Genomic DNA, 24,356 nt, shown 5'->3' with positions numbered 1-24,356 from the left:
TCGGTCCAATAGGTTGGTCGCCGTGGACATTCCGGAGATTCAATCGGCGTTTGAGAACGCATTCGACGAGGCGCTGATCTTTCACGGGTTCACGGATTACATGCGTGACTACGAGATGGTCCTTCAGCTCAGCGCCGATCCGAGGACAGGGATTCCAACTGAGTTCTTACGATATGTCTTCGTGAATTGCGTTGAAGCCAAGGTTTCGACCGCGTTGACTCCGGAGACATGGTCGCGCTCCTTGGACGAGCGACTCATCGACGACGAAACGGGTTCCGATTTCGACGGATATGTCTGGGGCGTCAAGTGGCAGGATCTCGATCCGGGGTTCGAACTCGTGTCGGGATCCGAGACCGCGCGCTCATGGTCCGGCGAGCTGGGGATTCGCTTCCTTGAGGCGCGAGTCCAGACAAACGGTCACAACCTGACCCTGGTGTTCTCTGATCTGCGAGTTGAGAAGGCTGCTCCCGGCTATGCACCGTTTACGGTGGGTTCGCCTCTTTCCGGCGGGACGATTCCTGGCTGATCGGTAGGCGGGGCACATCGGCGATTCGCGGTCGGAAGCCGCGTCAGGCAAGCCGACGCCGACTAGAGCGTCGCGAGCACCAGGTCGAGCGCATCCGCGAACCGGTCGGCGCTCTCCATCGTCAGGCACAGCGGCGGCTTGATCTTGAGGATGTTCTTGTGGTCGCCGGTGGGCTGCACGATGCAGCCTTCGGCGAGCATCCGTTCGCAGATCTGCGCGGCCTCGGCGGTCGCAGGCTCAAGGGTCTCGTGGTCGCGAACCAGCTCGACGCCGAGGTAGAGGCCGAGACCGTGCACGGCTCCGATGAGCGGATGCCGCTGGCCGAGTTCGCGCAGCCGCTCGGCCAGGTGGTCTCCCACGTCAACGGCATTCTGTTGGAGGCCTTCGTCGCGCATGACGTCGAGCACGGTCAGCCCGACCGTCGCGCTGACAGGACTTCCGCCCGCGGACGAGAAGAAACTGCCCTCGGCGGCGAACGAGTCGGCGATGGCTCTGGTCGTGATGACCGCCCCGAGCGGGTGCCCGTTGCCCATGGCCTTCGCGACGGTGATGATGTCGGGCACGACCCCCTGCTGCTCCGAGCCCCAGAAGTAGTGTCCGAGCCGGCCGTAGCCGACCTGCACTTCGTCCGCGATGCAGACGCCGCCGACGGCCCGGATGCGCTCGTAGACGCCGCGCAAATAGCCGTCGGGCAGGAGGACTCCGCCCGCGTTGCCGAACACGGGCTCGGCGATGAAGCCGGCCACGCCTGTGCCCGTCTCTCGGAGGCTCGCGAGTTCGGCATCTAGCTCTGCCAGATACTGAGGAGCCGAATCCGCGCCGCGATACCGGCCGCGCAGCACGTGCGGAGAGGACAGCAGTCGCACCCAGTCGGGTCGCGTCTCGAGTGCGCGCGGGTTGTCACCGATCGACGAGGAGACCGCATCCGCCCCGACAGTCCACCCGTGGTAAGCCTCGGTGACGGCCAGGATGGTGCGCTCGCCGGTGTGCGTCTGGGCGAGTCGCAGCGCAAGGTCGACTGCCTCGCTGCCGCTGTTGACGAGGAAGACCGTGTCGAGCGGATCCGGTGCCAGCTCGGCGAGGCGCTCCGTGAAGCGGGCGAGCTCCTCGTAGTGGAAACGCGAGTTCGTGTTGAGCAGCGCCCACTGGTCGCGCACCGCCGCGACGAGTCGCGGATGAGCGTGTCCGATCTGGGTCACGTTGTTCACGACGTCGAGGTAGGTCTGTGCGCGGGTGTCGACGAGGTGATGCCGCCACCCGCGTTCGATGAGCGGCGGATGCTCGAAGTAGTGCTCCTGCACGCGCGCGAACGTGTCCTCCCGGCGCTCAAGAACGGCTTCAGGATTCGCATCGGCCGCGGCGAGATCGGCACCGAATAGCGGAGACGGGTCGGGGCTGAGTTCCAGCCAGAGAGCACGATCGAGCGTCGGCGTCACGAACGCGGGCGGGCGGTGTCCTCTGAGTCGCGAAAGTTGAACCGTGAGAGACGTCGCAGTGCCGATGCGTTCGCCCGCTGAGATCGAGGCGGGAGCGACCGGGTCCTCGAGGCCGTCGAGCCACAGGTCGACGTCGGACCCGCTGAGCAGCCATGAACCCGCGACCGGCCGGAGGTCGCCGCTCACCGGCGCGAACACATCGATCCCGTTCGGCGCGTGCAGGGTCACGGCCAGGGCGAGGGTCGGCGACGAGCTCGACCGGTCGACGGATGCGCGCGTCAGCCGGTACTCGCCGTACCGGGTCACGGCGTGGCCGGCGATGCCCGCCACCCGCGTGAGAACGGTCTGCTCGGTGTCGGGGTCGAGCCAGCGGCCATCGTCGAGCGCATGACTGGTCGTTGAGAGGTCGACGAGATGCTGTGCGGTGGTTGCGAGACGGACGATCGGACCGGGGATCGGGGGCGTACCGAGGTCGGGAGCAGTCGGGTCGGTCGCAGCGACGTCAGGCAGGGAGCGCCTTCCAGCGGGTCGCGCCAGCCGCCACCGGATGAGCGCCGCCATCTCCTCCGCATCGAGCCGGCGGGCGACGTCGAACGCGAGCCACTCGTGGCCGCGGTTCTCATCGGCGTACGCGTTCTCGGTGTCGATGGTCACCTGATGCTCTCCGCTGACGACCAGCACGGTGCCGCGAAGTACGACCAGCGGCCAGAGCGCGGCCAGTTCGGCGTCGCCGAGCGGACTCTCCGCGTCGAAGGCGGCGATGGTTTCGAGCACCGCAAGCGGATCGTCCGGCACGTGATGCAGGGCGGAAGCGACCGTCGCGGCCAGCTCTGCGACGAGCCAGCCGGTGGCCACGTCACCGAAATCGATGACGCCCGAGGTCGCATCCGTCTCTGTTCCGAGCACGATATTGTCGTCGGTGACGTCACCGTGCACGGCCTGGATGTGCAGTTGCGGTCGGAGGGGCGCGAGACGGGCGAGGGCCGCATCCGTCGCCTCGCGCACGATGCGGCGCTTGGCCGGGTTGGCGACGTGCGGAAGGAGGAGGTCGACGACGTCGCCGCTGATGCGAGCATCCCATTGGGTCGTGCGGTCGAGGCCCGGATGCTCGAGCGTTGCGAGGCCTGCCGCGACTCGGCCGGCGAGTCTCCCCAGGGTGCTGAGCTGTTCGCGGGAGAGTTCGGCGACGTCGGTGAGCGGCTCCCCGTCGAGGTAGGTCAGCAGGCGGGCACGCAATGTCTGACCGCGCACCTCCACGGTCGCGATGTCACGGCCGTCAGCAGTCGAAATCACGGCAGGGATGCGCACACCGGCGTTCGCCAGAGTCGCGAGCGCCGCGTTCTGGGCGTCCAACTCGTCCATCGAGAACACGGGGTTCGCCAGCTTGAGCACGAAGCGCCCGTCGCCGGTGTCGATGCGGAAGTTGCGGTCCTGCTGGCTGCCCAGCTCGGTGATCCGGCCGCTCAGACCGAAGTGCTCTGCGGCGATCTGCTGCGCATCCGGAACCGTGACGTCGGGCCGGGGCAGCGATGGCTGGGCGAGGAAGTCGAAGTTCGGCAAGCAGGACTCCTGAGGCTGGATCGGGTGACGTCAGTCTAGTGAGCAGCAGGTCGCCGCTTCAGGTGCGGAATCCTGCTCGCACCGTGTACGTCGAGTCGGCGACGGATGCGGTGATCGCGCGAACGGTCGTGGCCGACAGAGCGGCGGCAGCCGTCGAACGCCTGTCAGGCCCCGCATGGGATGAGGCCACCGCTGCCAGCCAATGCACGGCTGACGCCGCGTAGCATCGGACCGTGAAAACCTGGAGGGCACCGCTGATCGCGTTCGCGATCGACGTCGTGCTCGTCCTGGTCTTCGTGCTCGTGGGCCGTCGGAGTCATGCAGAAGCGGCGTCCATCGCAGGCATTTTCGACACGGCGTGGCCGTTCCTTGTCGGGCTCGTGCTGGGCTGGCTGGTCACCTTCGCGTGGCGCCGGCCGACCGCGGTGCTGTGGCCGGGCATCCCGATCTGGCTGATGACCGTCGCCGCCGGGATGCTGCTGCGCGTCTCTGCCGGTCAGGGCACCGCGGCGAGTTTCATCATCGTCGCGACGATCGTGCTCGGGGTGTTCCTCGTGGGATGGCGACTGATCGCGCTGCCGATCACCCGACGCCGCCGGGTCGTGCGCCGCGCATCCTGAGCCGCCACTCCTGCCGCGCTTGCAGCGCTGGCGTCGAGTCGTGCGAAAAGTGGGGTTGGGGCGGTCTGAACCGCACTTTTGGCACGATTCGCTGACGGCGCTTGCGTCGAGTCGTGCGAGAAGTGCGGTCTAGGGTGCGGCTATCGCACTTTTGGCACGATTCGACGAGCACGCGAGCACGCGAGCACGCGAGCACGCGGAGGGGGAGCCGCCCTCAGGTCGGCAGCAGCAGCGTCGCCACCGTGTAGATGGCGAGGCCGGCGAGCGCGCCGACGACGGTGCCGTTGATCCGGATGAACTGCAGGTCTTTGCCCACCTGCAGCTCGATCTTCTCGGTGGTCTCGCGCGCATCCCAGCCCTTGACGGTGTCGCTGATGATGCTCGCGATGTCGTGACGGTACGTGGTGACCAGGTAGCCCGCCGCATCCCGAAGCCAGGTGTTGACCTTCGCCCCGAGCGCCGGATCGGCCGCCAGACGCGTCCCACCGTCGGCGAGAGCGGCCTCGGCGCGGCGGCGCAGCTCGCTGTCCGGATCCGACAACGCATCGACGGCGGCCGTCCGCGCGGCCTCCCACACGGCCCCCGCCATTTCGCGCACCCGCGGGTCGTCGAATGCGCGACCCTTGGCGGCCTCGAGCTTGGCGATTGTCACCGGGTCGTGCTGGAGACGGTCGGCGAGCTCGGCCAGGTAGTCGTCGAGCGCACGGCGCAGCTTGTGGTTCGGGTCGGCGCGAACCTGCGCGAGAAAACGCCGAACCTCTGTGTACGCGCGGTCGTCGACCATCCTGTCGACGAACGAGGGAACCCAGGAAGGCAGTCGGCCCGAGACCAGGGCGCCGAACGCGTCCGGATTCGCTTCGAGCCACTCGGCGAGCCGGTCGAGCACGAGGTCGACGGCTTCGTGGTGACCGCCCGACGCGAGCACGCGCTCGCCGAGCCGGCCGAGGGGCGGCGCCCACTCCGGCTCGATCAGGTGGCGGCGGGCGATGGCCTCGATCGCGTCACGCATGTCATCGTCGTCGAGCAGGGATGCGATCCCGCGCGCCGCCGTCGACGCCTCGGCCACCACGCGCCGCGCGTTCTCCGGCCGAGCGACCCAGGCGCCCACGGCTCCCGCAACGTCGATCGACGCGAGCCTGTTCGACACGACCTCGTCGGAGAGGAAGTTGGTCTCGACGAACTCGCCGAGGCTCTCGCCGATCTCGTCTTTGCGGTTCGGGATGATCGCGGTGTGCGGGATGCGCAACCCGAGCGGGTACTTGAACAGCGCCGTCACCGCGAACCAGTCCGCGAGCGCGCCGACCATGCCGCCTTCGCTCGCGGCACGCACATAGCCGAGCCACGGATACGTGCCCTGCAACGCGAACGACACCGCGAACACCGCGGCCATGAAGACGAGGAGCGACACCGCGAGGGTCTTCATCCGTCGGAGGGCGCGCCGCCGCTCGTCGTCGGAGACGGTGCCGGAGGAGAGGAGAGTCGTGGTGCTCACTGAACGATGTGCAGTTCGTGGCTGGTGTTGTTGAGTCGGTGCGCGCCGTCTTCGGTGGCGACGACGATGTCCTCGATGCGCACGCCGAAGCGGCCGGGAAGGTAGATCCCGGGCTCGATGGAGAAGCACATCCCCGCCTCGATCGGTCGCTCCTCGCCCTCGACCATGTACGGCGGCTCGTGGGTGGTCATCCCGATGCCGTGGCCGACCCGGTGGATGAAGTAGTCGCCGTAACCCGCATCCCGGATGACCGCACGCGCCGCGCGGTCGATCTCCTGACACGCGACCCCCACGGCTACGGCCTCGAACGCGGTCTGCTGGGCGCGCTTGACGATCTCGAACACCTCGTGCTCCTCGTCGGTCGGTTCGCCGACGTGCACGGTTCGGGTGGTGTCCGAGCCGTAGCCGTCCATGATCCCGCCGAAGTCGAGCACGACCATGTCACCCTGCTCGATGGTGCGCTCGCCGGCTTCGTGGTGCGGGTTGGCGCCGTTCGGTCCGCTGCCGACGACGGTGAAGTCGACCTGCGAGTGGCCGTGCTCCCGCAGGAGGCGGGCGAGGTCTGCTGCTACCTCGTCCTCGGTCCGGCCCGCGAAATGCACGCCGAGGATGTCTTCGAACGTGGCGTCGGCCGCGGCTCCCGCCGCTGCGAGGCGATCGATCTCGTCGTCGCCTTTGACCGCGCGCAGCAGGGGAAGGGCGTGCGAGATGGACTCGAAGCGAGCATCCGGAAGCTTCTGCTGCAGGCCGAGAAGGTGCATGGCCCACAAGGCGTCGGATACGGCGTACCGGCCAGAAGGGTTGAGCAGAGCGGCCGTCGGGACGTACTCGTCGGTGCCGTCGGACCAGTCGACGAACTCGATGGCCGATGCGGCCCGGGTGTCGGCCGCGCTGTCGTGCTCGAGGATCGGAACGATCATGGTCGGGTCGCCGTCTGCCGGGATCAGGAGCAGTGTGATGCGCTCGGTCGTCGCGATCGGCAGGTAGTCGGCGAAGTAGGCGAGGTCGGCGCCCGGAGCTATCAGCAGCCCGTCGAATCCGGCGGCGGCTGCCTGATCGGCGCCGCGTGCGAGCCGCTCGGCGAAGTGTTCCGCGGTGATCGTCTTCATGCCTGCTCCTTCTTGCTGGTCAGTCCTCCGGCGCGCCGAGCCAGGCGTTCGCGACCGTGGAGTGCGCCGACTCGGCGTCCGAGGGATGGAAGATCCCGGCGAGTACATCCCGGTACAGCCGGCCCAGCTCGTTTCCGGCGAAGTACGTCGATCCACCTGAGACCCGGATGGCCTGGTCGACCACCTGACGCGCCGTCTCGGTCGCCCGCACCTTCAGCCCGACGAGCTTCGGGAACCACTGCGCGCCATGGTCCGCGAGCGCGTCCACGTCGCGAGCGAGCGAATCGAGCTGGGGGAGCAGCGCATCCTGAGCGATTGCCGCATCGGCCACCCGCCACCGGATGTCCGGGTCGCTCGAATAGCGGCGCCCGTCGTTCTTGAGGCTCCTCCGCCGGTGCGCCGCCTGCACGGCGAGGTCGAGCGCGCGGGCACCGATCCCGGTGTAGACCGCGGCGAGCAGGATCTCGAAGTTGGCGAAGATCGCGAACACGAGCGAGTCGGGGTTGGGGCCCGGGTCGAGCCGGCGCACGATCTGCTCGGCGGGCGACCATGCGCCGTTGAGCACCGTCGTGTTGCTCTGGCTGGCGCGCATCCCGATCGTGTCCCAGTCCTCGCGGATCTCGAAGCCGTCGCTGTCGCGGTCGATGAAGCCGTAGACGATCTTAGGGGCGTCGGCACTGGTCGTGTCGAGGCCCATCGTGCCGAGCCTCGTCCATCCGGGGAGAGGGATGTGAAGATTTTGGTGCCGTAGAACCGGTACGAGCCGTCGGGCTCGGGACGCGCATCCGTCGTCGACCCGAACAGCACAAGGTCGTTGCCCGCCTCGCTCAGCCCGAAGCCGTAGACCTCGCCCGAGCCTGCCTCGTCGAGCAGGAACTCCAGCGAGTCGTCGCCGCGATCGTGCAGGACCTTGGCGACGCCTGTCCAGACCAGATGCATGTTGACCGCGAGCGCGGTGGCCGGCGCCGCCCCGGCGAGGCGCACCTGCTCGCGCGCCACCTGTTCGAGGCTGAGGCCGAGGCCGCCGTACTCGACCGGTACGAGCGCCTTCAGGTAGCCGAGCTGAGTGAGCTCCTCGAAGTCTTCGAGGAAGAAGGCGTTCTCGGCGTCGTAACCGGCGGCCCGGGAGCGGATGCGCTCCAGCAGGCCGTCGGTCAGGAGCGGTCCGTCGTGCGGGATCAGGCTGTCCTGGGTCACGACCCCAGCCTATGGCTGCGCGGTCGTGGCGGGCAGGGGCAGTTGCCGCGCGGAGTTGATCGCGCGGAGTTAATGCGGAGTGTTACTGCGCGGTGTATCCGCCGTCGACGAGGTGGTAGCTGCCGGTGATGAACGATGCGGCATCCGAGGCGAGGAAGGCGACGAGTGCAGCGACCTCTTCTGGCTCGCCGAGGCGGCCGAGAGCGTGCTTGCCGGAGAGGAACGCCAGCGCGTCCGCATCCATGTGCTGCTCGACGAGCGGGGTACGGATGAAGCCGGGCCCGACCGCGGTGACGCGTACCTTCTGGTCGGCGTACTCGAGCGCAGCATTTTGCGTGAGCCCGAGAAGCCCGTGCTTGGCCGTGACGTACGCGGACGAGTTCGCGAACCCGACACTGCCGAGGATCGATGCCATGTTGATGATCGAGCCGCCGCCGTTCGCGGCCATCGCCTTCAGCTGGGGCTGCAGGGAGTAGAACACGGCGTTGAGGTTGATCTCGATGACCTTGCGCCAGCTCTCGAGCGAGTAGTCGCCGACCGGCGCCGCCTCGCCGCCGATTCCGGCGTTGTTCACTGCGATCTTCAGCGGGGCGAGCTCTTCGGCCGCCTTCACGCTGGCGACCGCGAACTCAGGATCGGTCACATCTCCCACGAGACTGGCTGCGGTTCCGCCTGCGGACTTGATCTCGGCGACGACCTTCTCGGCGTTCTCCGCGTTCAGGTCGGTCACGAGCACGGATGCTCCGCTGGCCGCGAGGGTCAACGCCACGGCCCGCCCGATTCCCGAGCCTCCTCCTGTCACGATCGCCGACCGGTCGGTCACGTCGTACTGAGCCATCATCACTCCTTCGTCTAGATATCCGACACTTGTCGGATATCTCATTGTACAATCGTCGAGTGGATGCACGCCAGCAGAAGACCCTCGCTCGTCTGGGCGACACCGTTCTCGCCCTCGCTTCGGCCGGCCCGATCACCGATGTGACGGTTTCGCGTCTGGCCACCGAGGCCGGTGTTCACCGTTCGACGGTCTACACCTACGCGTCTTCGCCCGTTGAGCTACTTCAGCTCGTTCTGCGCCGTGAGCTCGACGAGCTGCGGCACGATTACCTGGTCGGGATCAGCGCCGAGAACGCCGGCGCGGCGATCGATGGTGTGACGCGCGCCGTCCTGCGGCACGTCGACGAGCACGCCACGATCTACCGGCGCGGTCTGGGAGAGGAGAGCGGATCCGCCAGCCTGCACGCCCTGCTGAGTGCGCACTTCCAGGGCTCGATCGAGCTATTGCTGGACCAGCACAGCGTCGAGCTCCCCGCGGCCGATGCGACGGAGCGACGGATGCTCGCCCGCTACCTCGCCGACGGCATCATCGGCGCCATCGACATCTGGCTCGAGGGGGAGGAGCCGCGCGACGTGGATGGGCTGCTCGCGCTGCTGGCACGGGTCACGCCCGCTTGGTGGCCCGCATCCGCCGCACGATGAACCAGACCGCACCTCCGATTGCACCGAGCACGACCAGCCACGGCAGCAGTACCCCGAGCGCGACCAGGAGCCCGCTGAGCGTGGCTACCAGGGCATCCCAGCCCGTCCCGAGCCCGCTCCAGAAGCTGGCCGGCGCCGGAGTGGCGACGGTGCCTTTCGCGTGAAGCTCGAGCGTGACCGTCGACATCGCGATCTGGTCGTCGAGGGCTGCCTTCTGGGCCGACAGGCTGTCGAGGTCGGCCTGACGCTGAGAGAGCGTCGACTCGATCGTGATCAGGTCTGCTGTCGTCGTCGCCTTGCTCATCAGATCGAGCAGACGGTCGACGGATGTGCGCAGCGCGGCGATGCGCGCGTCGACATCACTCGACTGGGTCGTCACATCGTCGGACTTGAGCGACACGCTGTTGACGGTTCCGAGGTGCTTGATGGTGCTGAGCGTCGCCGACAGCCGTTCGGCGGGGATCCGGAGAACGAGGGTCGCGCCGGCCTTCTCGCCGCCGGTGGCCGGCTGTTCCGTGCTGCTGTCGACCCGCCCTCGGGCTCGCTCGACCGCGGCGGTCGCGGCGTCTGCCGCAGCGATCGGGTCGGCGACGGTGAGCGACACGGTTCCCGTCGTGACGACGTCGCGGTCGGCTGAGAGGACCGTCTTGTCCTTGACGCCATCGGCGGCGGTGTCGGCCGCGCCCGTCGCGCCTTGCTTCGTCGGATTCTCGGCCACGCTCCCCGCGGTGCCGGAGCCGCTCGAGGCCGTGCATCCCGCCAGCAGGATCACCGCCGCGAGGACCGCGGCGGCACCCGCCGTTCGACGCCTCATCGCCCCCGTGTTCACCACTCTGTTCGCCACTGTGCTCACCCCTGTGCCCGCCCCTGTGCGCTTCATGGCCTCACCATAGAGTTCGGCGGATATCGGACGGATCACGGTCCGGCGACGATCCGATCACGATCCGATCTCGTCGATAATGGGCAGCATGCGCTGGCTTGCCGAGAGGACCCGCGACCTGTTCGGGTGGGGCGCGCCCATCCTGCATATCGCGGGGGACGTGGGGGACGGGCCGGTCGTCATCCTGGTGCACGGCATCGCGTCCTCGTCGGTGACGTTTCAGAACCTCGTCCCGATGCTCGAGCCGAGTCACCGCGTGATCTCGATCGACATCCTCGGTTTCGGACGCTCGCCCGCTCCCGAGGATGCGACGTACAGCCTGGAGGAGCACGTCGCCTCCCTGCACGCGACCATCCGATCGTTGCGGCTGCGCGAACCGTTCGTGTTGGTCGGCCACTCGCTCGGAAGCCTGATCGTCGCGCGGTACGCGGCCCAGCATCCGTCGCAGCTCTCCAAGCTCGTGCTGGTGGGACCACCGATCTACGGAACGCCCGACGCGATCGGCGACCGCCGGGTTCGGAGCCGGGTGAGCGCGTATCTGCGGGCTTACGAGTTCTTGCGCGCCAATAAGGACTTCACGATGGTGAACGCGAGAATTCTCGCGCGGCTCCTTCCCATCAAAGGCGTGTTCGAGATCACGGAGAAGAACTGGGATCCGTTCGTCAAGTCGCTGGAGAACTGCATCGAGCACCAGACCGTCGTCAGCGACCTCGCGCGCGTGCGCGCTCCCATCGAGGTGATCTACGGAACGCTCGACGCCTTCATCGCGCCGGGGAGCCTCGCCGTCATCGAGACGATGCGGCACGTCTTCATGCACCGCGTGGAGGCGAACGACCACATCATCCGCAAGCGACTGGCGCGGGTGGTTGCCGCGGCTATCGGCTGACCGCCGACCGGGCCGAGCGGAGCGCCTAGGCCGACCGGATCGCGGAGACGGCGGCGAAGTATGCGTCGGAATCGAAGTCCTCGAAGAGAGCGGACTGCACGACGTAGCCCTGCACGATGCCGACGAAGAGCGGAGCGAACCGGCTGGAGAACTCGGCGGCGCGCGCAGGCTCGTAGCCGAGAACGGTGGAAGACCAGTCTTCGAGGTACCCGCCGAACAACGTGCGCACCCGCTCGCCGATCGATCCGACGACGGGACTCAATCGCGGGTCGACGACCACCTGGCCCCACACCTGCACGAGAAGCGACAGCTCGCCGAGCTGGTCCTCGAGACCGTTCACGAGCAGCCGTACCACTTCGCCCGGGTCGGGCATGGGGTTGCGGCGTCGGGCATCCGCGACGTCGAGGAAGCGCCCGTCGAGCACATCCGCGATCGCGAGCTCGATGAGCTCTTCCTTGCTCTTGTAGTGGCCGTAGATCGCACCGGCCGACAGCCCCGACTCGGCGATGATGTCGGCCATCGAGGTGGCTTGAAAGCCTTTTCGGGCAAAACAACGCAACGCGGCGCCCGCGATCTCGGCCCGGCGCGCGACTCTGTGCTCCTCGGTGACTTTCGGCATGAACCCACAATAAAAAAGAATGTTCGTTCTTGACAAGGGATGCGTCGGAAGCGCACCATAAAGAACGAACATTCTTTTTTAACGGAGTCGTCATGTCACACACCCCTCACACCCCTTGGCCCCGCGCGATCGTGCTGGCACTCGGCGCCGCCGCTGCCGTCATCGTCGTCCTCCTCGCCTTCCTCTGGCCGACCATCACCTCGTCGGTCAAAGACATTCCCCTCGCGGTCGCGGGCTCGTCCGAACAGGTCGCCCAGGTCGAGAAGGCTCTCGACAGCAAGTCCGATGGCGCATTCGCGGTGACGGCCGTGACGACCCGCGCCGACGCGGTCGACCTGATCAACACTCGCGACGTCTACGGCGCGATCGTGCTCGGGGGCTCGACTCAGGCGCCCGAGGTGCTCACTGCTTCCGCGAACGGTGCGGCCGTCAGTCAGATCTTCGGCCAGGTGGCCGCGCAGCTGCAGGCCCAGGCCAACGCGCAGGCCGCCGCGGCCGTCCAGCAGGGCGTCGCAGCGGGCAAGCTGCCGGCAGGAACGACGCCGCCGGTCATCACGGTGAAGGTCACCGATGTCGTGCCGCTCGCTTCGACGGATGCCCGTGGCCTCGGGCTCACCGCGGCCTCCTTCCCGCTCGTGCTCGGCGGAATGCTGGGTGGCATCCTGATCTCGCTGCTCGTCGCCGGTGTGTGGCGTCGCCTGGTCGGCGTCACGGTTTACGGACTGGTCACCGGGTTCGCGGTGGTCGGCGTGATGCAGGGCTGGTTCGGCGTGCTGCAGGGCAACTTCTGGATCAACGGTCTTGCCGTCAGCCTCTCGATGTTCGCCACCGCTGCCTTCATCGTCGGGATGAACGCCCTGATCGGCCGCAACGGTATCGCCGTCGGCGCCATCGCCACCATGCTCATCGGCAACCCGCTCTCGTCGACCGCCCAGCCGCTGCAGTTCACGGTGGCGCCGTGGGGCGCGATCGGGCAGTGGTTCGTGCCCGGCGCATCCGGAACCCTGATTCGCGACCTCTCCTACTTTCCGGATGCGAACACCCTGTTCCCGTGGCTGGTGCTGACCGGCTGGGCGCTGGCGGGCGTGATCGCGATGTTCGCTGGGCACTTCCGCAACCAAGTTGTGGTCGCGGCTGCCGTTGCGGGCGCAGACGACGAGCTCGAGAGCCGCGAGGATGCGTCGTCGTCGGACCTGCCCGAGCGGGTCGCTCAGCCGGCCTAGGACGATTCGGTCGGTCGGCCCGGGAGCGGAGCGGCCGGATACGCTGGGAGCATGCAGCAGCGCACTCTCGGCCGTACCGGTCGCACCGTCTCCGTCATCGGGCTCGGAACCTGGCAGCTCGGAGCCGACTGGGGTGACGTCAGCGAGTCCGACGCTCTCGCCGTTCTCGAAGCGTCCCGGGATGCGGGGGTCACGCTCTTCGACACCGCCGACGTCTACGGAGACGGTCGCAGCGAGCAGCTGATCGGCCGCTTCCTCGCGGCGAACCCGGACGCGGGCATCACCGTCGCCACCAAGATGGGGCGCCGCGAAGCCCAGGATCCCGCGAACTTCACCCTCGCGAAGTTCCGCGAGTGGACCGACCGCTCGCGCCGCAACCTCGGCGTGGAAACGCTCGATCTGGTGCAGTTGCACTGCCCGCCGACGGCGGTGTTCTCCTCGGATGCGGTCTACGACGCACTCGACACGCTCGTGGCCGACGGCGCGATCGCGAACTACGGCGTCAGCGTGGAGACGACGGATGAGGCCCTCGCGGCGATCGCGCACCCCGGCACCGCGACGGTGCAGATCATCCTGAACGCCTTCCGGCTCAAGCCGCTCGACCGTGTGCTGCCTGCCGCTCGCGAAGCCGGCGTCGGCATCATCGCGCGCGTGCCCCTTGCCTCAGGGCTACTGAGCGGCAAGTACACCGCCGAAACCACCTTCGCGTCCGACGACCACCGCAGTTACAACCGGCACGGAGAGGCTTTCGACGTGGGGGAGACGTTCTCGGGCGTCGACTTCGAGACCGGGGTCGCGGCCGCGCAGGAGTTCGCGGCCCTCGTTCCGGAGGGCACGACCCCGGCACAAGCGGCGATCGCGTGGGTGGCACAACTCGACGGCGTGAGCAGTGTCATCCCCGGAGCGCGCTCGGTCGAGCAGGCGCGCGCGAACGCGGCGGCCGGATCGATCGCACTGCCCGCATCCCTCACCGCCGCGGTCCCTGCGCTCTACGACCGGTACTTCCGCGCCGCGATCCACACCCGCTGGTAGCCGCGCCCCACCGCTGCTCGCCTCGCCCCGCCCCGCCTGCATGCGGCCGCGAGGGCGCGCGCAATTCAGGAGACTTCGGCCCGAATCGCGCGAAGACTCCGGAATAACGGACGCCCCGGCGGCGTGTCGCCCGTATTCTCCGACATTACGAACGGACCCGGCGGGCTGCCACCGCTCAGGAGGGCTGGACCGGGACCGGTTCGGTGTCGGGGATCGGGCTCGCATCCCGTCCGCGCAGGTCGGGATGGATGCGCACCGCAAGCACCGGAACGACGAACCCGACGAACGCGAACGCGCCCGCGACGTAGAACGCTCCGACGGGGCCGGAGCCGTCGATCAGGAAGCCGGCGAGAGCCGAGCCGAGGGCCGCGCCGATGAGCTGTCCCGTTCCGACCCAGCCGTACGCCTCGGCGGTGTCGCTGAACTTGACGCTTGCCGAGACGATCGCGAACAGCACGGCCAGCGCGGGCGCGATGCCGAGGCCCGCGATGATCAGGGTGAGCGAGAGGCCCCACCACGAGCCGAGCATGAACGTGGAGATCGTGACGCCGACGAACACGATGAACATGCGGCGTGCGGTCGCCCACGGCCCGATCGGCACGTGTCCGAGCGCGAGACCGCCGACGAGCGAGCCCAGGGACCAGATTGCGAGCACGATGCCGGCGAACGGGGATCCCTCGCCGAAGTTGGCGACGACGCCTGCCTCGATCGCGGCGCACGAACCGATGAGGAGAAAGCCGACGACCGTCGCGAGCAGCACCGGCGGCCGCGCGAGCACGACACCGAAACGACGTTTGCTGCGCGGGATGCGCACCCGCCCGACCTCGGGCGACGAGATGAACCAGAGACCGCCGAGCAGCATGATGGCCACGGACATCAGGATGCCCTGGACAGTGCCGAGCTGGGTCGAGACGAACGTGATCGCGACCGGGCCGGCGATCCAGATGATCTCCTGTGCGGAAGCATCCAGGGAGAACAGGGGAGTGAGCTGACGCGAGTTCACCATCTTGGGATAAATGGTGCGAACCGCGGGCTGGATGGGCGGCATGCTCAGCCCTGCGAAGAACGCGACGGCCATCGTGAGTGGGATGGGCATCACGAATACGCCGATCGCTGCGACGGCGGCCGTGCACAGGCCCAGAGTTGTCCACAGGACCGTGCGCATCCCGAGCACACCCATCAGGCGGCTCGTCATGGGGCCGGCGATCGCCTGCCCGATGCTCATCGCTCCGAGCACGAGGCCGGCCGCACCGTAGGAATGGTGCACGCTCTCGATGTGGAGGAGGAATGCCAGTGAGAGCATGCCGAACGGGAAGCGAGCCGTGAGCTGGGCAGCGATGATCCGCGCGACGCCTGGCGTCTTCAGAAGGCTGGAATAGGTGCTCACGGGACGCCCAGTCTATCGGGTGGGCTGCGCGCGACGACGGCCCGAACTGCCTGTGGAAATGTGCACAACTTATGCACATCTGTGGATGACACGCCCACTAGATGTGGGGTTCGGAAAATGTCGGTACCCCGCTATATAGTGGTCACACGCCGAAAAGCAGTGAGGGCTCGATCCCCCAGTTTTCGGCCGTGACAAGGGGTTTTTGAGCAAGGGGCGGGCACCGACCCGGCGGGGTAACGACCCGCCGTCCGCTGGACGGACGTTAGGCATCGCCACTCACGGGAGTGGCACATTGAGAGGGAGAAGAAGTGGCTATCACTGTTGTGAAGCGGAACGGCGAGCGCGAGCCGTACGACGCGAACAAGATCAACCTGGCGATCGAGCACGCGGCCGAAGGTCTCGACGAGAACATCACCTGGGTCACTCAGATCGCGAGCGAGCTCGAGCTCACGCTGTTCGACGGCATCACGACGCAGCAGCTCGACGAGGCGGTCATCCAGGTCGCCCTCCAGAACGTCAAAGACGACCCCGCTTTCGACACCGTGGCCGCCCGGCTCCTTCTCAAGACCATCTACAAGCGCGTGCTGGGCGACTACGCCACGAACGACGAGCTCGTCTCGCTGCACGCCAGCCACTTCCGTCAGTACATCGAGCGCGGCGTCGCCGAGACCCTGCTCGACTCGCGTTTCACCCAGCTGTTCGACCTCGACCGGCTTGCCGAGCACCTCGATCCGTCGCGGGATGAGCTGCTCAAGTACATCGGCGTCGTCACGCTGAACAACCGTTACGGCATCAAGGCCCGCAACGGCGAGACCCTCGAGGTGCCGCAGTACTTCTGGATGCGCATCGCGATGGGTCTGTCGCTCAACGAGGCAGACCCCACCAGTCACGCCCTCTCCTTCTACGAGAAGATGTCGAACCTCGAGTACCTCGCCGCGGGATCCACCCTCGTGAACGCCGGCACCGCGTACCCGCAGCTCTCGAACTGCTTCGTCATGGAGATGCAGGACGACATCGAGCACATCGCCAAGAGCGTGCGCGACGTCATGTGGCTCACCAAGGGCACGGGCGGCATCGGTCTCGCCGTCACCAAGCTCCGCGCGCAGGGTTCGCCCATCCGTTCGAACAACACCACCTCCACGGGCCCGATCCCGTTCATGCACACCATCGACTCGGTGCTGCGCGCGGTCAGCCGCGGCGGCAAGAAGTTCGGCGCCCTCTGCTTCTACATGGAGAACTGGCACATGGACTTCCCGGAGTTCCTCGACCTGCGTCAGAACTCCGGCGACCCGTACCGCCGCACCCGCACGGCGAACACCGCCGTCTGGATCAGCGACGAGTTCATGAAGCGCGTACAGAACGACCAGGACTGGTACCTGTTCGACCCGCTGGAGGTCGCCGACCTCAACGAGCTGTACGGCAAGGAGTTCTCGGAGCGGTACGCGTTCTACGTGGCCGAGGCCGAGGCCGGCCGCATCAAGATGTTCAAGCGCATCAGCGCCCGCTCGCAGTTCAAGGACATCCTGATGAGCCTCCAGACCACCAGCCACCCGTGGCTGACCTGGAAGGACACGATCAACAACCGTGCCCTCAACAACAACACCGGCACCATCCACCTGTCGAACCTCTGCACCGAGATCACCCTCCCGCAGGACCGCGAGAACGTCGCCGTCTGCAACCTGGCGTCGATCAACCTGTCCCGTCACCTGGTCGACGGCAAGATGGACTGGGCCCGCATCGAGGCCAGCGCCCGCAGCGCCGTGCGTCAGCTCGACAACCTGATCGACATCACGATCTCGAGCGTCGACGAGGCCGACTTCTCCAACAAGGAGAACCGTGCCATCGGCCTCGGCGTGATGGGTTTCACCGACGTGGTCGAGAAGCTCGGCTTCAGCTACGAGAGCGAAGAGGCGTACGACCTGATCGACGAGATCATGGAGCACGTCTCGTACGCGGCCATCGACGAGAGCGCCGACCTGGCGCAGGAGCGCGGCGCGTACAACAACTTCCAGGGCTCGCGCTGGTCGCAGGGCCTCGTGCCGTTCGACTCCATCGCGCTCACCGAGCAGGACCGCGGCGTGGCCATCAAGGTCAACCGCACCACTCGTCTCGACTGGGATGCGCTGCGCGCCAAGGTCAAGGGCGGCATGCGCAACGCGACCCTCATGGCCATTGCGCCCACCGCATCCATCGGCCTCGTCGCGGGAACCACGCCGGGCTTCGACCCGCAGTTCTCGCAGATCTTCAGCCGGTCGACCTCGTCGGGCAAGTTCCTCGAGGTGAACCGCAACCTGGTCTCCGCGCTTCAGGAGCGCGGGCTGTGGGAGTCGACCCGCGAGGCGATCCTGCGCTCGCAGGGCGACATCCAGGGCATCGCCGCCATCCCCGACGAGATCAAGGCGACCTACAAGACGAGCTTCCAGCTCTCGCCGTACTCGTTCCTCGAGGTCGCGGCCCGTGCCCAGAAGTGGATCGACCAGGCCATCAGCCGCAACATGTACCTGGAGACCCGCGACATCGGCGACATGATGGACATCTACTTCGCAGCGTGGGAGCGTGGCGTCAAGACCACCTACTACCTGCACATGAAGCCGCGTCACCAGGCCGAGCAGTCGACCGTCAAGGTCAACAAGGCCGAAGAGATCGACTCCGCTCGCAAGGGCTTCGCGTCGGTCGGCGCCGGTTCCGCTCCGTCCACGGATGGGGCTGCAGCTCCCGCTCCCGCCGCCCCGGTTCGCCGCGGCTTCGGTGGACTCTCGACAGGTGGTGAGAAGTAATGAACACCAAGATCGAGGAGTACTACGTGCCCGTCGACCCGATGGACGAACTGCAGTGCGAGTCCTGCCAGTAGCGTCCAGCGCATCCGTCGCGAGAGTTTGAGGAGAAAGAAACACCATGGGGATTCTGGGAACAGGAATCGAAGAAGGCCTGCTGCTGAAGCCGGTCAAGTACAAGTGGGCGATGGACCTGTACGACCAGGCCGTTGCGAACACGTGGTTCCCGAACGAGATCCAGCTCGGTGAGGACATCGCCGACTTCAAGCGGATGACCGACGAAGAGCGTCACGCCATCACCTTCCTGATGAGCTATTTCAACCCGAACGAGCTCCTGGTGAACAAGGCTCTGGCGTTCGGCGTCTACCCCTACCTGCAGGCGGCCGAGGCGCACCTCTACCTCGCCAAGCAGATGTGGGAAGAGGCCAACCACTGCATGTCTTTCGAGTACGTCCTCGAGACGTTCCCGATCGACCGCGCACAGGCTTACAACTCCCACGTCGACGTGCCGTCGATGGCCCGCAAGGAGGAGTTCGAGGTCAAGTTCATCAAGCGGATGACCGAGCAGACCCTCGACATCACCACCACCGAGGGCAAGCAGGACTTCATCCGCAACCTGGTCGCGTACAACGTGATCCTCGAGGGGATCTGGTTCTACTCGGGCTTCATGGTCGCGCTGTCGTTCCGTCAGCGCAACCTGTTGCGCAACTTCGGCTCGCTGATCGACTGGGTGGTGCGCGACGAGTCGCTGCACCTCAAGTTCGGGATCAACCTCATCCTGACGGTGCTCGAAGAGAACCCCGACCTGCAGACCGAGGAGTTCGCGAACGAGATCCGCCAGATGATCCTCGACGCGGTCGAGATGGAGGAGCAGTACAACCGGGACCTGCTGCCCGGCGGCATCCTGGGCCTCAACGCCAACTACATCAACCAGTACGTGAAGTACCTGGCCGACCGCCGTCTCGAGGAGCTCGGCTTCGAGGCCGAGTACAAGGTCGCTAACCCGGCCAAGTGGATGGCGACTGCCAACGACACCCTGGAGCTCGTGAACTTCTTCGAGTCCACGAACACCTCCTACGAGTCGAACGCGAAGGCCTCCACCGGCCACTGACCCGCGGTCTCTCCATCGAGTGGTCCCGAATCGCCGTGTGATCGACTGATCGCACGGCGATTCGGGACCACTCGTTTGTTCGGGCAGCGTTTCGTGGTTCAGGATGGTCGGGTGACTCCGCTGATCGACGCGAGTGAACTCGCCGACGTTCTGACCGCATCCCGACCCCCGCGCGTGCTCGATGTGCGCTGGAAGCTGGGTGGCCCGCCCGGCCAGCCCGAGTACGAACGCGGTCACATTCCGGGAGCGGTATACGTCGACCTCGACACCGAGCTGGCCGGCCACGTCGAGCCGACGGATGGGCGCCACCCGTTGCCCCCGATCGCCGACTTCCAGGCCGCCGCACGGCGCTGGGGTCTCGACGACGGGGACGCCGTGGTCGTCTACGACGATGTCTCCGGCCTTTCCGCGGCTCGCGCCTGGTGGCTGCTACGGCACGCTGGTTTTCCGGATGTGCGTGTGCTCGACGGTGGTCTAGCTGCGTGGAGCACGGCCGGGGGTGCCCTCGAGACCGGGTCGAACATCCCGAGCCCGGGGAGCGCGCGACTGACTTACGGTTCGCTCCCGACGCTCGATGCGGATGCGGCAGCCGAGCTGGCGGCGCACGGTGTGCTCCTCGACGCCCGGGCCGCCGAACGCTTCCGCGGCGAGGTCGAACCGGTCGACCCGAAGGCCGGCCACATCCCTGGCGCAGTGAGTGCGCCGGCGGGCGACAATCTCGACGCCGACGGGCGGATGCTCCCGGTGTCCGTGCTGGCCGAGCGATTCGCCGCTCTCGGACTGACTCCGGATGCGCCCATCGGCGTCTACTGCGGATCGGGCGTCACCGCCGCCCACGAGGCGCTCGCGCTGGAGGTCGCAGGATTCGCGCCTGCCCTGTATCCCGGTTCGTGGTCCGCCTGGTCGAACGACCCGGCCCGCCCGGTCGCCACCGGCGCCTGACGCTTCCGTCTAACCGTGCCTGACCGGCGCGGAGCCAGCGCGTAACAGTCGGCAACAGCCGAGCGAGCGGGACCGAAGAAGCCTAGTGTCGCTCCATGACCGCTGTCCATGTGCGCCCGAGCGAGGCGCATCCTGTGCCCGCCGACGAGGTGTTCGACTCGGTCGCGAGCTTGATCGGGAACACCCCCGTCGTCGAATTGCACTCCCTCACGCGCGGGCTCGAGTCGCGAGTGCTGGTGAAGCTCGAGGGACGCAACCCCGGCGGGTCGTCCAAAGACCGGATCGCGCTCAACATGATCCGCACGGCGGAGGCCTCAGGGGCACTCGCACCGGGCGGAACGATCGTCGAAGCGACGTCGGGCAACACGGGGATCGGCCTGGCACTCATCGGGCGGCTGACCGGCCACCCCGTCATCATCGTGCACAGCGCGGACATCTCCGATGAGAAGCGCAAGGTGCTCTCGGCCTACGGCGCCCGGCTGGTCGAGGCCGACTGGGAAGCAGCCCCGAGTGACCCGGCCAACCCACGCGCGGTGGCCGATCGCATCGCCGTCGAGGTATCGGGATCGTGGCGACCGACGCAGTTCGCGAATGCCGCGAATCCTGCCGCTCATTATTTGGGGACCGGCCCGGAGATCTGGCGGCAGACGGCGGCCCGGGTCACTCACTTCGTCGCATCCATCGGTACAGGCGGCACCATCAGCGGAACCGGGCGGTACCTGAAGGATGTGAGCGCCGGCGCGGTCCGCGTGATCGGAGCCAACCCGGTCGGCTCGACGTACGGCGACGGCCCGGCGGGGAGCATTCTGGTCGACGGCGTCGGAACGGCCTGGCCGCGCGACTACTGGCCCGAGACCTTCGACCGGGCAGTGGTCGACGAGGTGCTCACCCTCGATGACAGAACTGTGTACGACACGGTTCACCGCCTCGCCGCGGAGGAGGCCCTCTTACTCGGCCCGTCGTCGGGCCTTGCGGTCGCTGCCGCGCTACGCACCGCGCGCACGGCGCCTGCGGGATCCGTCGTCGTCGCGATCGCTCCCGACGGCGGCATCAACTACCTGACCAAGGCGTTCGACGCCGAGTGGCTGGCCTCTGCCGGTCTCGCGGGCGCCGAGTAGCCTGAAGACGAGCAGTCGGAAAGCAGATATGTCCCTTCTCCACTTCGGATGGTTCCTTGGCGCGGGCTTCGGCGTGCAGGGCTGGGGTGACCCGAGCTACGGCATCGGTTACGACTGGAAACAGCCGCAGGTGTATCAGGATGCCGCCCGCCTGTTCGAGGCGAGCGGTCTCGACCTCTTCATCATCGAAGACGGGGTCGCCGTACCCGACACCTACGGTGGAACCGCGGAAGTGAACCTCGCAGCCGCGCGCTTCGTGCCCAAGCACGATCCGTTGCCCCTGGTCCCGTACCTGCTCGGCGCGACCGAGAATCTCGGCATCGTGCCCACGCTGAGTGCGAGCTTCTACGAGCCGTTCACCGCAGCGCGGCTACTCTCCACTCTTCAGCACTTCGCGAACGGCCGCCTCGGATTCAACGTGGTTACGAGCGGCTCCGACCTCGCAGCGCAGAACTACGGTCTCGACAAGCAGGTCGACCACGACCTCCGCTACGACCGGGCCGACGAGTGGGTCGACGTGGTGCGCAAGCTGTGGCGCAGCTGGGATCAGGATGCGGTGCTCGAGGATGTGGAGCGCGGCGTCTACGCCGACTTCACCAAGGTGCACACGATCGACCACGACGGTCGCTTCTTCAAGGTGCGCGGGCCCTTGAACACAGTCCCCGCCGCCGACGAGCCGGTCATGGTGCAGGCCGGAGCCTCGGGCCGCGGACGTGATTTCGCGGGCAAGAACTCCGACGTCATCCTGGCCCTCGCCTCCACGGCCGAGCGGATGCGCGAGTACCGCGACTCCATCCGTGAGGTCGCTCTCGCGAACGGCCGCCACCCTGACTCGGTGAAGGTGCTGTTCGTCGTCAACCCGGTGGTCACCGCGAACGCCGAGGAGACCGCGAGCGTCCGAGCGGCCCGCGCCGAGCTGACGCAGGCGGCGATCGACGAGCAGCTGCAGTCCATCTCCTATCTCAGCGGCGTCGATTTCAAGACGTTCGACCTCGACGAACCGCTGCCAGACCTCACCACCAACAGCAATCAGGGAACCCTGGACAACTTCGTGAAGTCGGCACCGGCCGGTTCGACCCTGCGCGAGATCCTGCAGGTGCGCGCGAAGAAGGACGGGCTGGCGATCGTCGGCACCGCGGATGAGATCGCCGATCACCTGGGCGAACTCGGCAGCGCGGTCGGCGGCGACGGCTTCCTCTTCACCGGTCAGGTGCATCCGGCGCACGTGCATCGCACATTGGATGCCCTGGTGCCCGCACTGCGACGCCGCGGCCTCATCCGCACGGGCTTCGGCGGCGGGGGATTGCGGCAGAACCTCCTGGAGTTCTGATGACGGCGGTCGTCGAACTGACCGAGGCTGCGCCGACGGTGGCTGACGTCGTCGCGCTCGCCGACGGGGCCAAAGTCTCGTTGGCGCCGGATGTGCTGGCCCTCTTGGCAGAGTCGCGCGCGGTAGTCGAGCGGGCCATCGCCTCGGGCAAGCCCGTCTACGGCCTCAACCGACGGCTAGGCGCCGGTCGCGATACGGCTGTCGATCCGTCGGAGTTCGCCGAATTCCAGCGCCGCACGATCGCGAACCACCGGGGCGGCGTGGGCGAGGCCCTGACACTCCGTGAGGCGCGGGCGCTCATCGCGGCACGTCTGATCGGGTTCACGCGTGGCGGATCCGGGGTGCGACCGGAGCTCGCGCAAGCGTATGCGGGGCTGCTCGACCGGGGCGTGCATCCGGTGATCCCCTCTCGCGGTTCGGTCGGGGCGGCGGACCTGACACAGCTTGCGGAGGTCGCGGCGGTGGTGACCGGCGCGGGTCGCGCGTTCGACGCATCCGGAGCCATCGTGGATGCGGCCACGGCTCTCGCTGCCGCCGGTTTGTCGCCGATCGAGCTCGCACCGCACGAGGGCCTGGCGGTGCTGAGTTCGAACGCGTACAGCATCGGCGTCGGGTCGCTCGCTGTTACCGAGGCGCGCTCGCTCACCTCCGTCGCCGATCTGACGGTTGCGCTGTCGCTCGAGGCCGTTGCCGCATCGGGTCCGGCAGGCAATCTCAGCCCGTACAGTGCGCTGGTTTCGGATGCGCGGAGTGGGCCGGGCCAGCAGGCCTCGGCGGCCGCGATCCGGGCCGCGATCTGGGGGAGTGTTCTCGAACAGCCGGACCGCTCGGTCTCGGTGCAGGATCCGCTCTCGTTCCGATCGGCCCCGCAGATCCATGGGGCGTTCCGCGAATCCGTCGACCGGGCGTACTCGGAGCTCGATCGAGAGCTCGCGGCCCGCACCGACAACCCGGTCGTGGATATCGCCAGCGACAGCATGGCGTCGGGAGGCAACTTTCAGGCGCTCCCGCTCGCGCTCGCTTTCGAGGCACTTCGGCTCGTGCTGGCGCATGTCGGGTCGGCCTCCGAGCGCCGCGCTGCCGCTCACTCGCTTGCGCTGGCCCCGGCCCGCGCCGCGGGGGAGACCCGTGTACCGGGGCTGCTGCTTTACTCGGCCGCATCGGCGGTCGCCGAACTGCGCCAGCTCGCCGCTCCGGCGACGCTCGGCATCACGACGCTCTCCGGCGTCGAGGATCACGCGACCCTCGCGCCCGTGGCACTGCGACTCCTGCAGCGCTCGCTCGCCCTGACAGGCGAGGTGCTCGCGATCGAGGCCCTGCACGCCGCCGACGCCCTCCGTGTGACGGGAGGCGCCCCCACCGGGGCTGCAACCGCGCCCACCTATGCGGCCCTGGATGCGCTCATCGCGCAAGGCCATGCATCCGCCGACCTCGTCCCCGCCGCCCAGAACCTGCTCGCCACCCAGCTCTGACCCGCGCGCTCGCCCCTCCCGCATCCCGCGCACCGTCGAATGTGGAGTTTCTACGGTTTTCGTGCCCCGAAAACGGTAGAAACTCCACATTCGACGGATGGGGAGGGGAAGGGAGGGGAAGAGGGGGCAGACAGGGGGCGGGCTACGCAGAGGGATGCCGGAC

At 67.5% G+C, this 24,356-nt stretch carries 20 protein-coding genes and 1 pseudogene; 12 read left to right on the top strand and 9 right to left on the bottom strand.

All coding sequences use genetic code 11. The annotated features are described in order from the left end of the window. The first annotated feature begins 22 nt into the window (after positions 1-22). Complete coding sequence (locus ACQ86A_RS15115; RefSeq protein WP_431277793.1) at positions 23-526, top strand: hypothetical protein; 504 nt, start codon at positions 23-25, stop codon at positions 524-526. A gap of 62 nt (positions 527-588) precedes the next feature. Here the strand turns inward: ACQ86A_RS15115 and ACQ86A_RS15110 are convergent, their stop codons facing one another. Both ACQ86A_RS15110 and ACQ86A_RS15105 read right to left on the bottom strand, forming a co-directional pair. Next, positions 589-3,522, bottom strand: coding sequence for an aminotransferase (locus ACQ86A_RS15110; protein ID WP_431277792.1), 2,934 nt, complete (start codon positions 3,520-3,522; stop codon positions 589-591). Positions 3,523-3,580: 58 nt separating this feature from the next. Beyond that, positions 3,581-3,712, bottom strand: a complete 132-nt coding sequence (locus ACQ86A_RS15105; RefSeq protein ID WP_431277791.1) for a hypothetical protein — start codon at positions 3,710-3,712, stop codon at positions 3,581-3,583. A gap of 43 nt (positions 3,713-3,755) precedes the next feature. Here ACQ86A_RS15105 and ACQ86A_RS15100 point away from each other — a divergent pair, with 43 nt between their 5' ends. Continuing rightward, complete coding sequence (locus ACQ86A_RS15100; RefSeq protein WP_431277790.1) at positions 3,756-4,142, top strand: DUF3054 domain-containing protein; 387 nt, start codon at positions 3,756-3,758, stop codon at positions 4,140-4,142. Between the two features lie 214 nt (positions 4,143-4,356). Here ACQ86A_RS15100 and ACQ86A_RS15095 read toward each other — a convergent pair whose 3' ends face one another. The 4 genes and pseudogenes from ACQ86A_RS15095 to ACQ86A_RS15080 all read right to left on the bottom strand — a co-directional run bounded on the left by ACQ86A_RS15095 (position 4,357) and on the right by ACQ86A_RS15080 (position 8,778). Beyond that, positions 4,357-5,634: a DUF445 domain-containing protein gene (locus tag ACQ86A_RS15095; RefSeq protein WP_431277789.1), complete on the bottom strand. Its 1,278-nt coding sequence runs from the start codon at positions 5,632-5,634 to the stop codon at positions 4,357-4,359. Beyond that, on the bottom strand, positions 5,631-6,743 hold the full coding sequence (locus ACQ86A_RS15090; protein WP_431277788.1) for an aminopeptidase P family protein: 1,113 nt from the start codon (positions 6,741-6,743) through the stop codon (positions 5,631-5,633). Before ACQ86A_RS15090 ends, ACQ86A_RS15095 begins: the two co-directional genes overlap by 4 nt. A gap of 19 nt (positions 6,744-6,762) precedes the next feature. Beyond that, a pseudogene (locus ACQ86A_RS15085) lies at positions 6,763-7,925 on the bottom strand (acyl-CoA dehydrogenase family protein). Between the two features lie 97 nt (positions 7,926-8,022). Next, a complete protein-coding gene (locus tag ACQ86A_RS15080; RefSeq protein WP_431280461.1) occupies positions 8,023-8,778 on the bottom strand; it encodes an SDR family NAD(P)-dependent oxidoreductase in 756 nt (251 codons plus the stop codon). Between the two features lie 59 nt (positions 8,779-8,837). Between ACQ86A_RS15080 and ACQ86A_RS15075 the strand changes: the two genes are divergently transcribed. Further along, positions 8,838-9,419, top strand: a complete 582-nt coding sequence (locus tag ACQ86A_RS15075; RefSeq protein WP_431277787.1) for a TetR/AcrR family transcriptional regulator — start codon at positions 8,838-8,840, stop codon at positions 9,417-9,419. Here ACQ86A_RS15075 and ACQ86A_RS15070 read toward each other — a convergent pair. After that, positions 9,382-10,299 carry a DUF4349 domain-containing protein gene (locus tag ACQ86A_RS15070; protein ID WP_431277786.1) on the bottom strand — a complete coding sequence of 306 codons (918 nt, stop codon included), beginning with the start codon at positions 10,297-10,299 and terminating at the stop codon, positions 9,382-9,384. The genes ACQ86A_RS15075 and ACQ86A_RS15070 overlap by 38 nt on opposite strands. A gap of 88 nt (positions 10,300-10,387) precedes the next feature. Between ACQ86A_RS15070 and ACQ86A_RS15065 the strand changes: the two genes are divergently transcribed. After that, positions 10,388-11,185 carry an alpha/beta fold hydrolase gene (locus ACQ86A_RS15065; protein WP_431277785.1) on the top strand — a complete coding sequence of 266 codons (798 nt, stop codon included), beginning with the start codon at positions 10,388-10,390 and terminating at the stop codon, positions 11,183-11,185. Between the two features lie 25 nt (positions 11,186-11,210). Here ACQ86A_RS15065 and ACQ86A_RS15060 read toward each other — a convergent pair whose 3' ends face one another. Beyond that, positions 11,211-11,705: a TetR/AcrR family transcriptional regulator gene (locus tag ACQ86A_RS15060; RefSeq protein ID WP_431277784.1), complete on the bottom strand. Its 495-nt coding sequence runs from the start codon at positions 11,703-11,705 to the stop codon at positions 11,211-11,213. 191 nt (positions 11,706-11,896) lie between these two features. Between ACQ86A_RS15060 and ACQ86A_RS15055 the strand changes: the two genes are divergently transcribed. Further along, positions 11,897-13,027: an ABC transporter permease gene (locus tag ACQ86A_RS15055; protein ID WP_431277783.1), complete on the top strand. Its 1,131-nt coding sequence runs from the start codon at positions 11,897-11,899 to the stop codon at positions 13,025-13,027. 51 nt (positions 13,028-13,078) lie between these two features. Further along, positions 13,079-14,059, top strand: coding sequence for an aldo/keto reductase (locus ACQ86A_RS15050; protein WP_431277782.1), 981 nt, complete (start codon positions 13,079-13,081; stop codon positions 14,057-14,059). A 175-nt stretch (positions 14,060-14,234) separates the two neighbouring features. Here ACQ86A_RS15050 and ACQ86A_RS15045 read toward each other — a convergent pair whose 3' ends face one another. Next, entirely contained in the window at positions 14,235-15,446 is a 1,212-nt protein-coding gene (locus tag ACQ86A_RS15045) for an MFS transporter (protein ID WP_431277781.1), read from the bottom strand. A 308-nt stretch (positions 15,447-15,754) separates the two neighbouring features. Between ACQ86A_RS15045 and ACQ86A_RS15040 the strand changes: the two genes are divergently transcribed. The 6 genes from ACQ86A_RS15040 (at position 15,755) to ACQ86A_RS15015 (ending at position 24,193) form a co-directional block, all read left to right on the top strand. Next, positions 15,755-18,223 (top strand): ribonucleoside-diphosphate reductase subunit alpha, encoded by a 2,469-nt coding sequence (locus ACQ86A_RS15040; protein WP_431277780.1) that lies wholly within the window; start codon positions 15,755-15,757, stop codon positions 18,221-18,223. A 118-nt stretch (positions 18,224-18,341) separates the two neighbouring features. After that, positions 18,342-19,331, top strand: a complete 990-nt coding sequence (locus ACQ86A_RS15035; protein WP_431277779.1) for a ribonucleotide-diphosphate reductase subunit beta — start codon at positions 18,342-18,344, stop codon at positions 19,329-19,331. A gap of 111 nt (positions 19,332-19,442) precedes the next feature. Beyond that, positions 19,443-20,273: a sulfurtransferase gene (locus ACQ86A_RS15030; RefSeq protein ID WP_431277778.1), complete on the top strand. Its 831-nt coding sequence runs from the start codon at positions 19,443-19,445 to the stop codon at positions 20,271-20,273. Positions 20,274-20,368: 95 nt separating this feature from the next. Continuing rightward, positions 20,369-21,391, top strand: a complete 1,023-nt coding sequence (locus ACQ86A_RS15025) for a PLP-dependent cysteine synthase family protein (RefSeq protein WP_431277777.1) — start codon at positions 20,369-20,371, stop codon at positions 21,389-21,391. A 28-nt stretch (positions 21,392-21,419) separates the two neighbouring features. Further along, positions 21,420-22,721 carry an NtaA/DmoA family FMN-dependent monooxygenase gene (locus tag ACQ86A_RS15020; protein WP_431277776.1) on the top strand — a complete coding sequence of 434 codons (1,302 nt, stop codon included), beginning with the start codon at positions 21,420-21,422 and terminating at the stop codon, positions 22,719-22,721. Next, the gene (locus ACQ86A_RS15015) at positions 22,721-24,193 is read left to right on the top strand and encodes an aromatic amino acid lyase (protein ID WP_431277775.1); all 1,473 of its coding nucleotides are present in this window, start codon (positions 22,721-22,723) and stop codon (positions 24,191-24,193) included. The genes ACQ86A_RS15020 and ACQ86A_RS15015 overlap by 1 nt, the downstream gene beginning before the upstream one ends. The last annotated feature ends 163 nt before the right edge of the window (positions 24,194-24,356 follow it).

This window comes from Leifsonia poae (genome assembly GCF_050632195.1).
GTDB classification, from domain to species: Bacteria; Actinomycetota; Actinomycetes; order Actinomycetales; family Microbacteriaceae; genus Leifsonia; species Leifsonia poae_C.
Note: the sequence above shows the minus strand (reverse complement) of the source record. Positions and strands in the feature narration are given on the sequence as shown.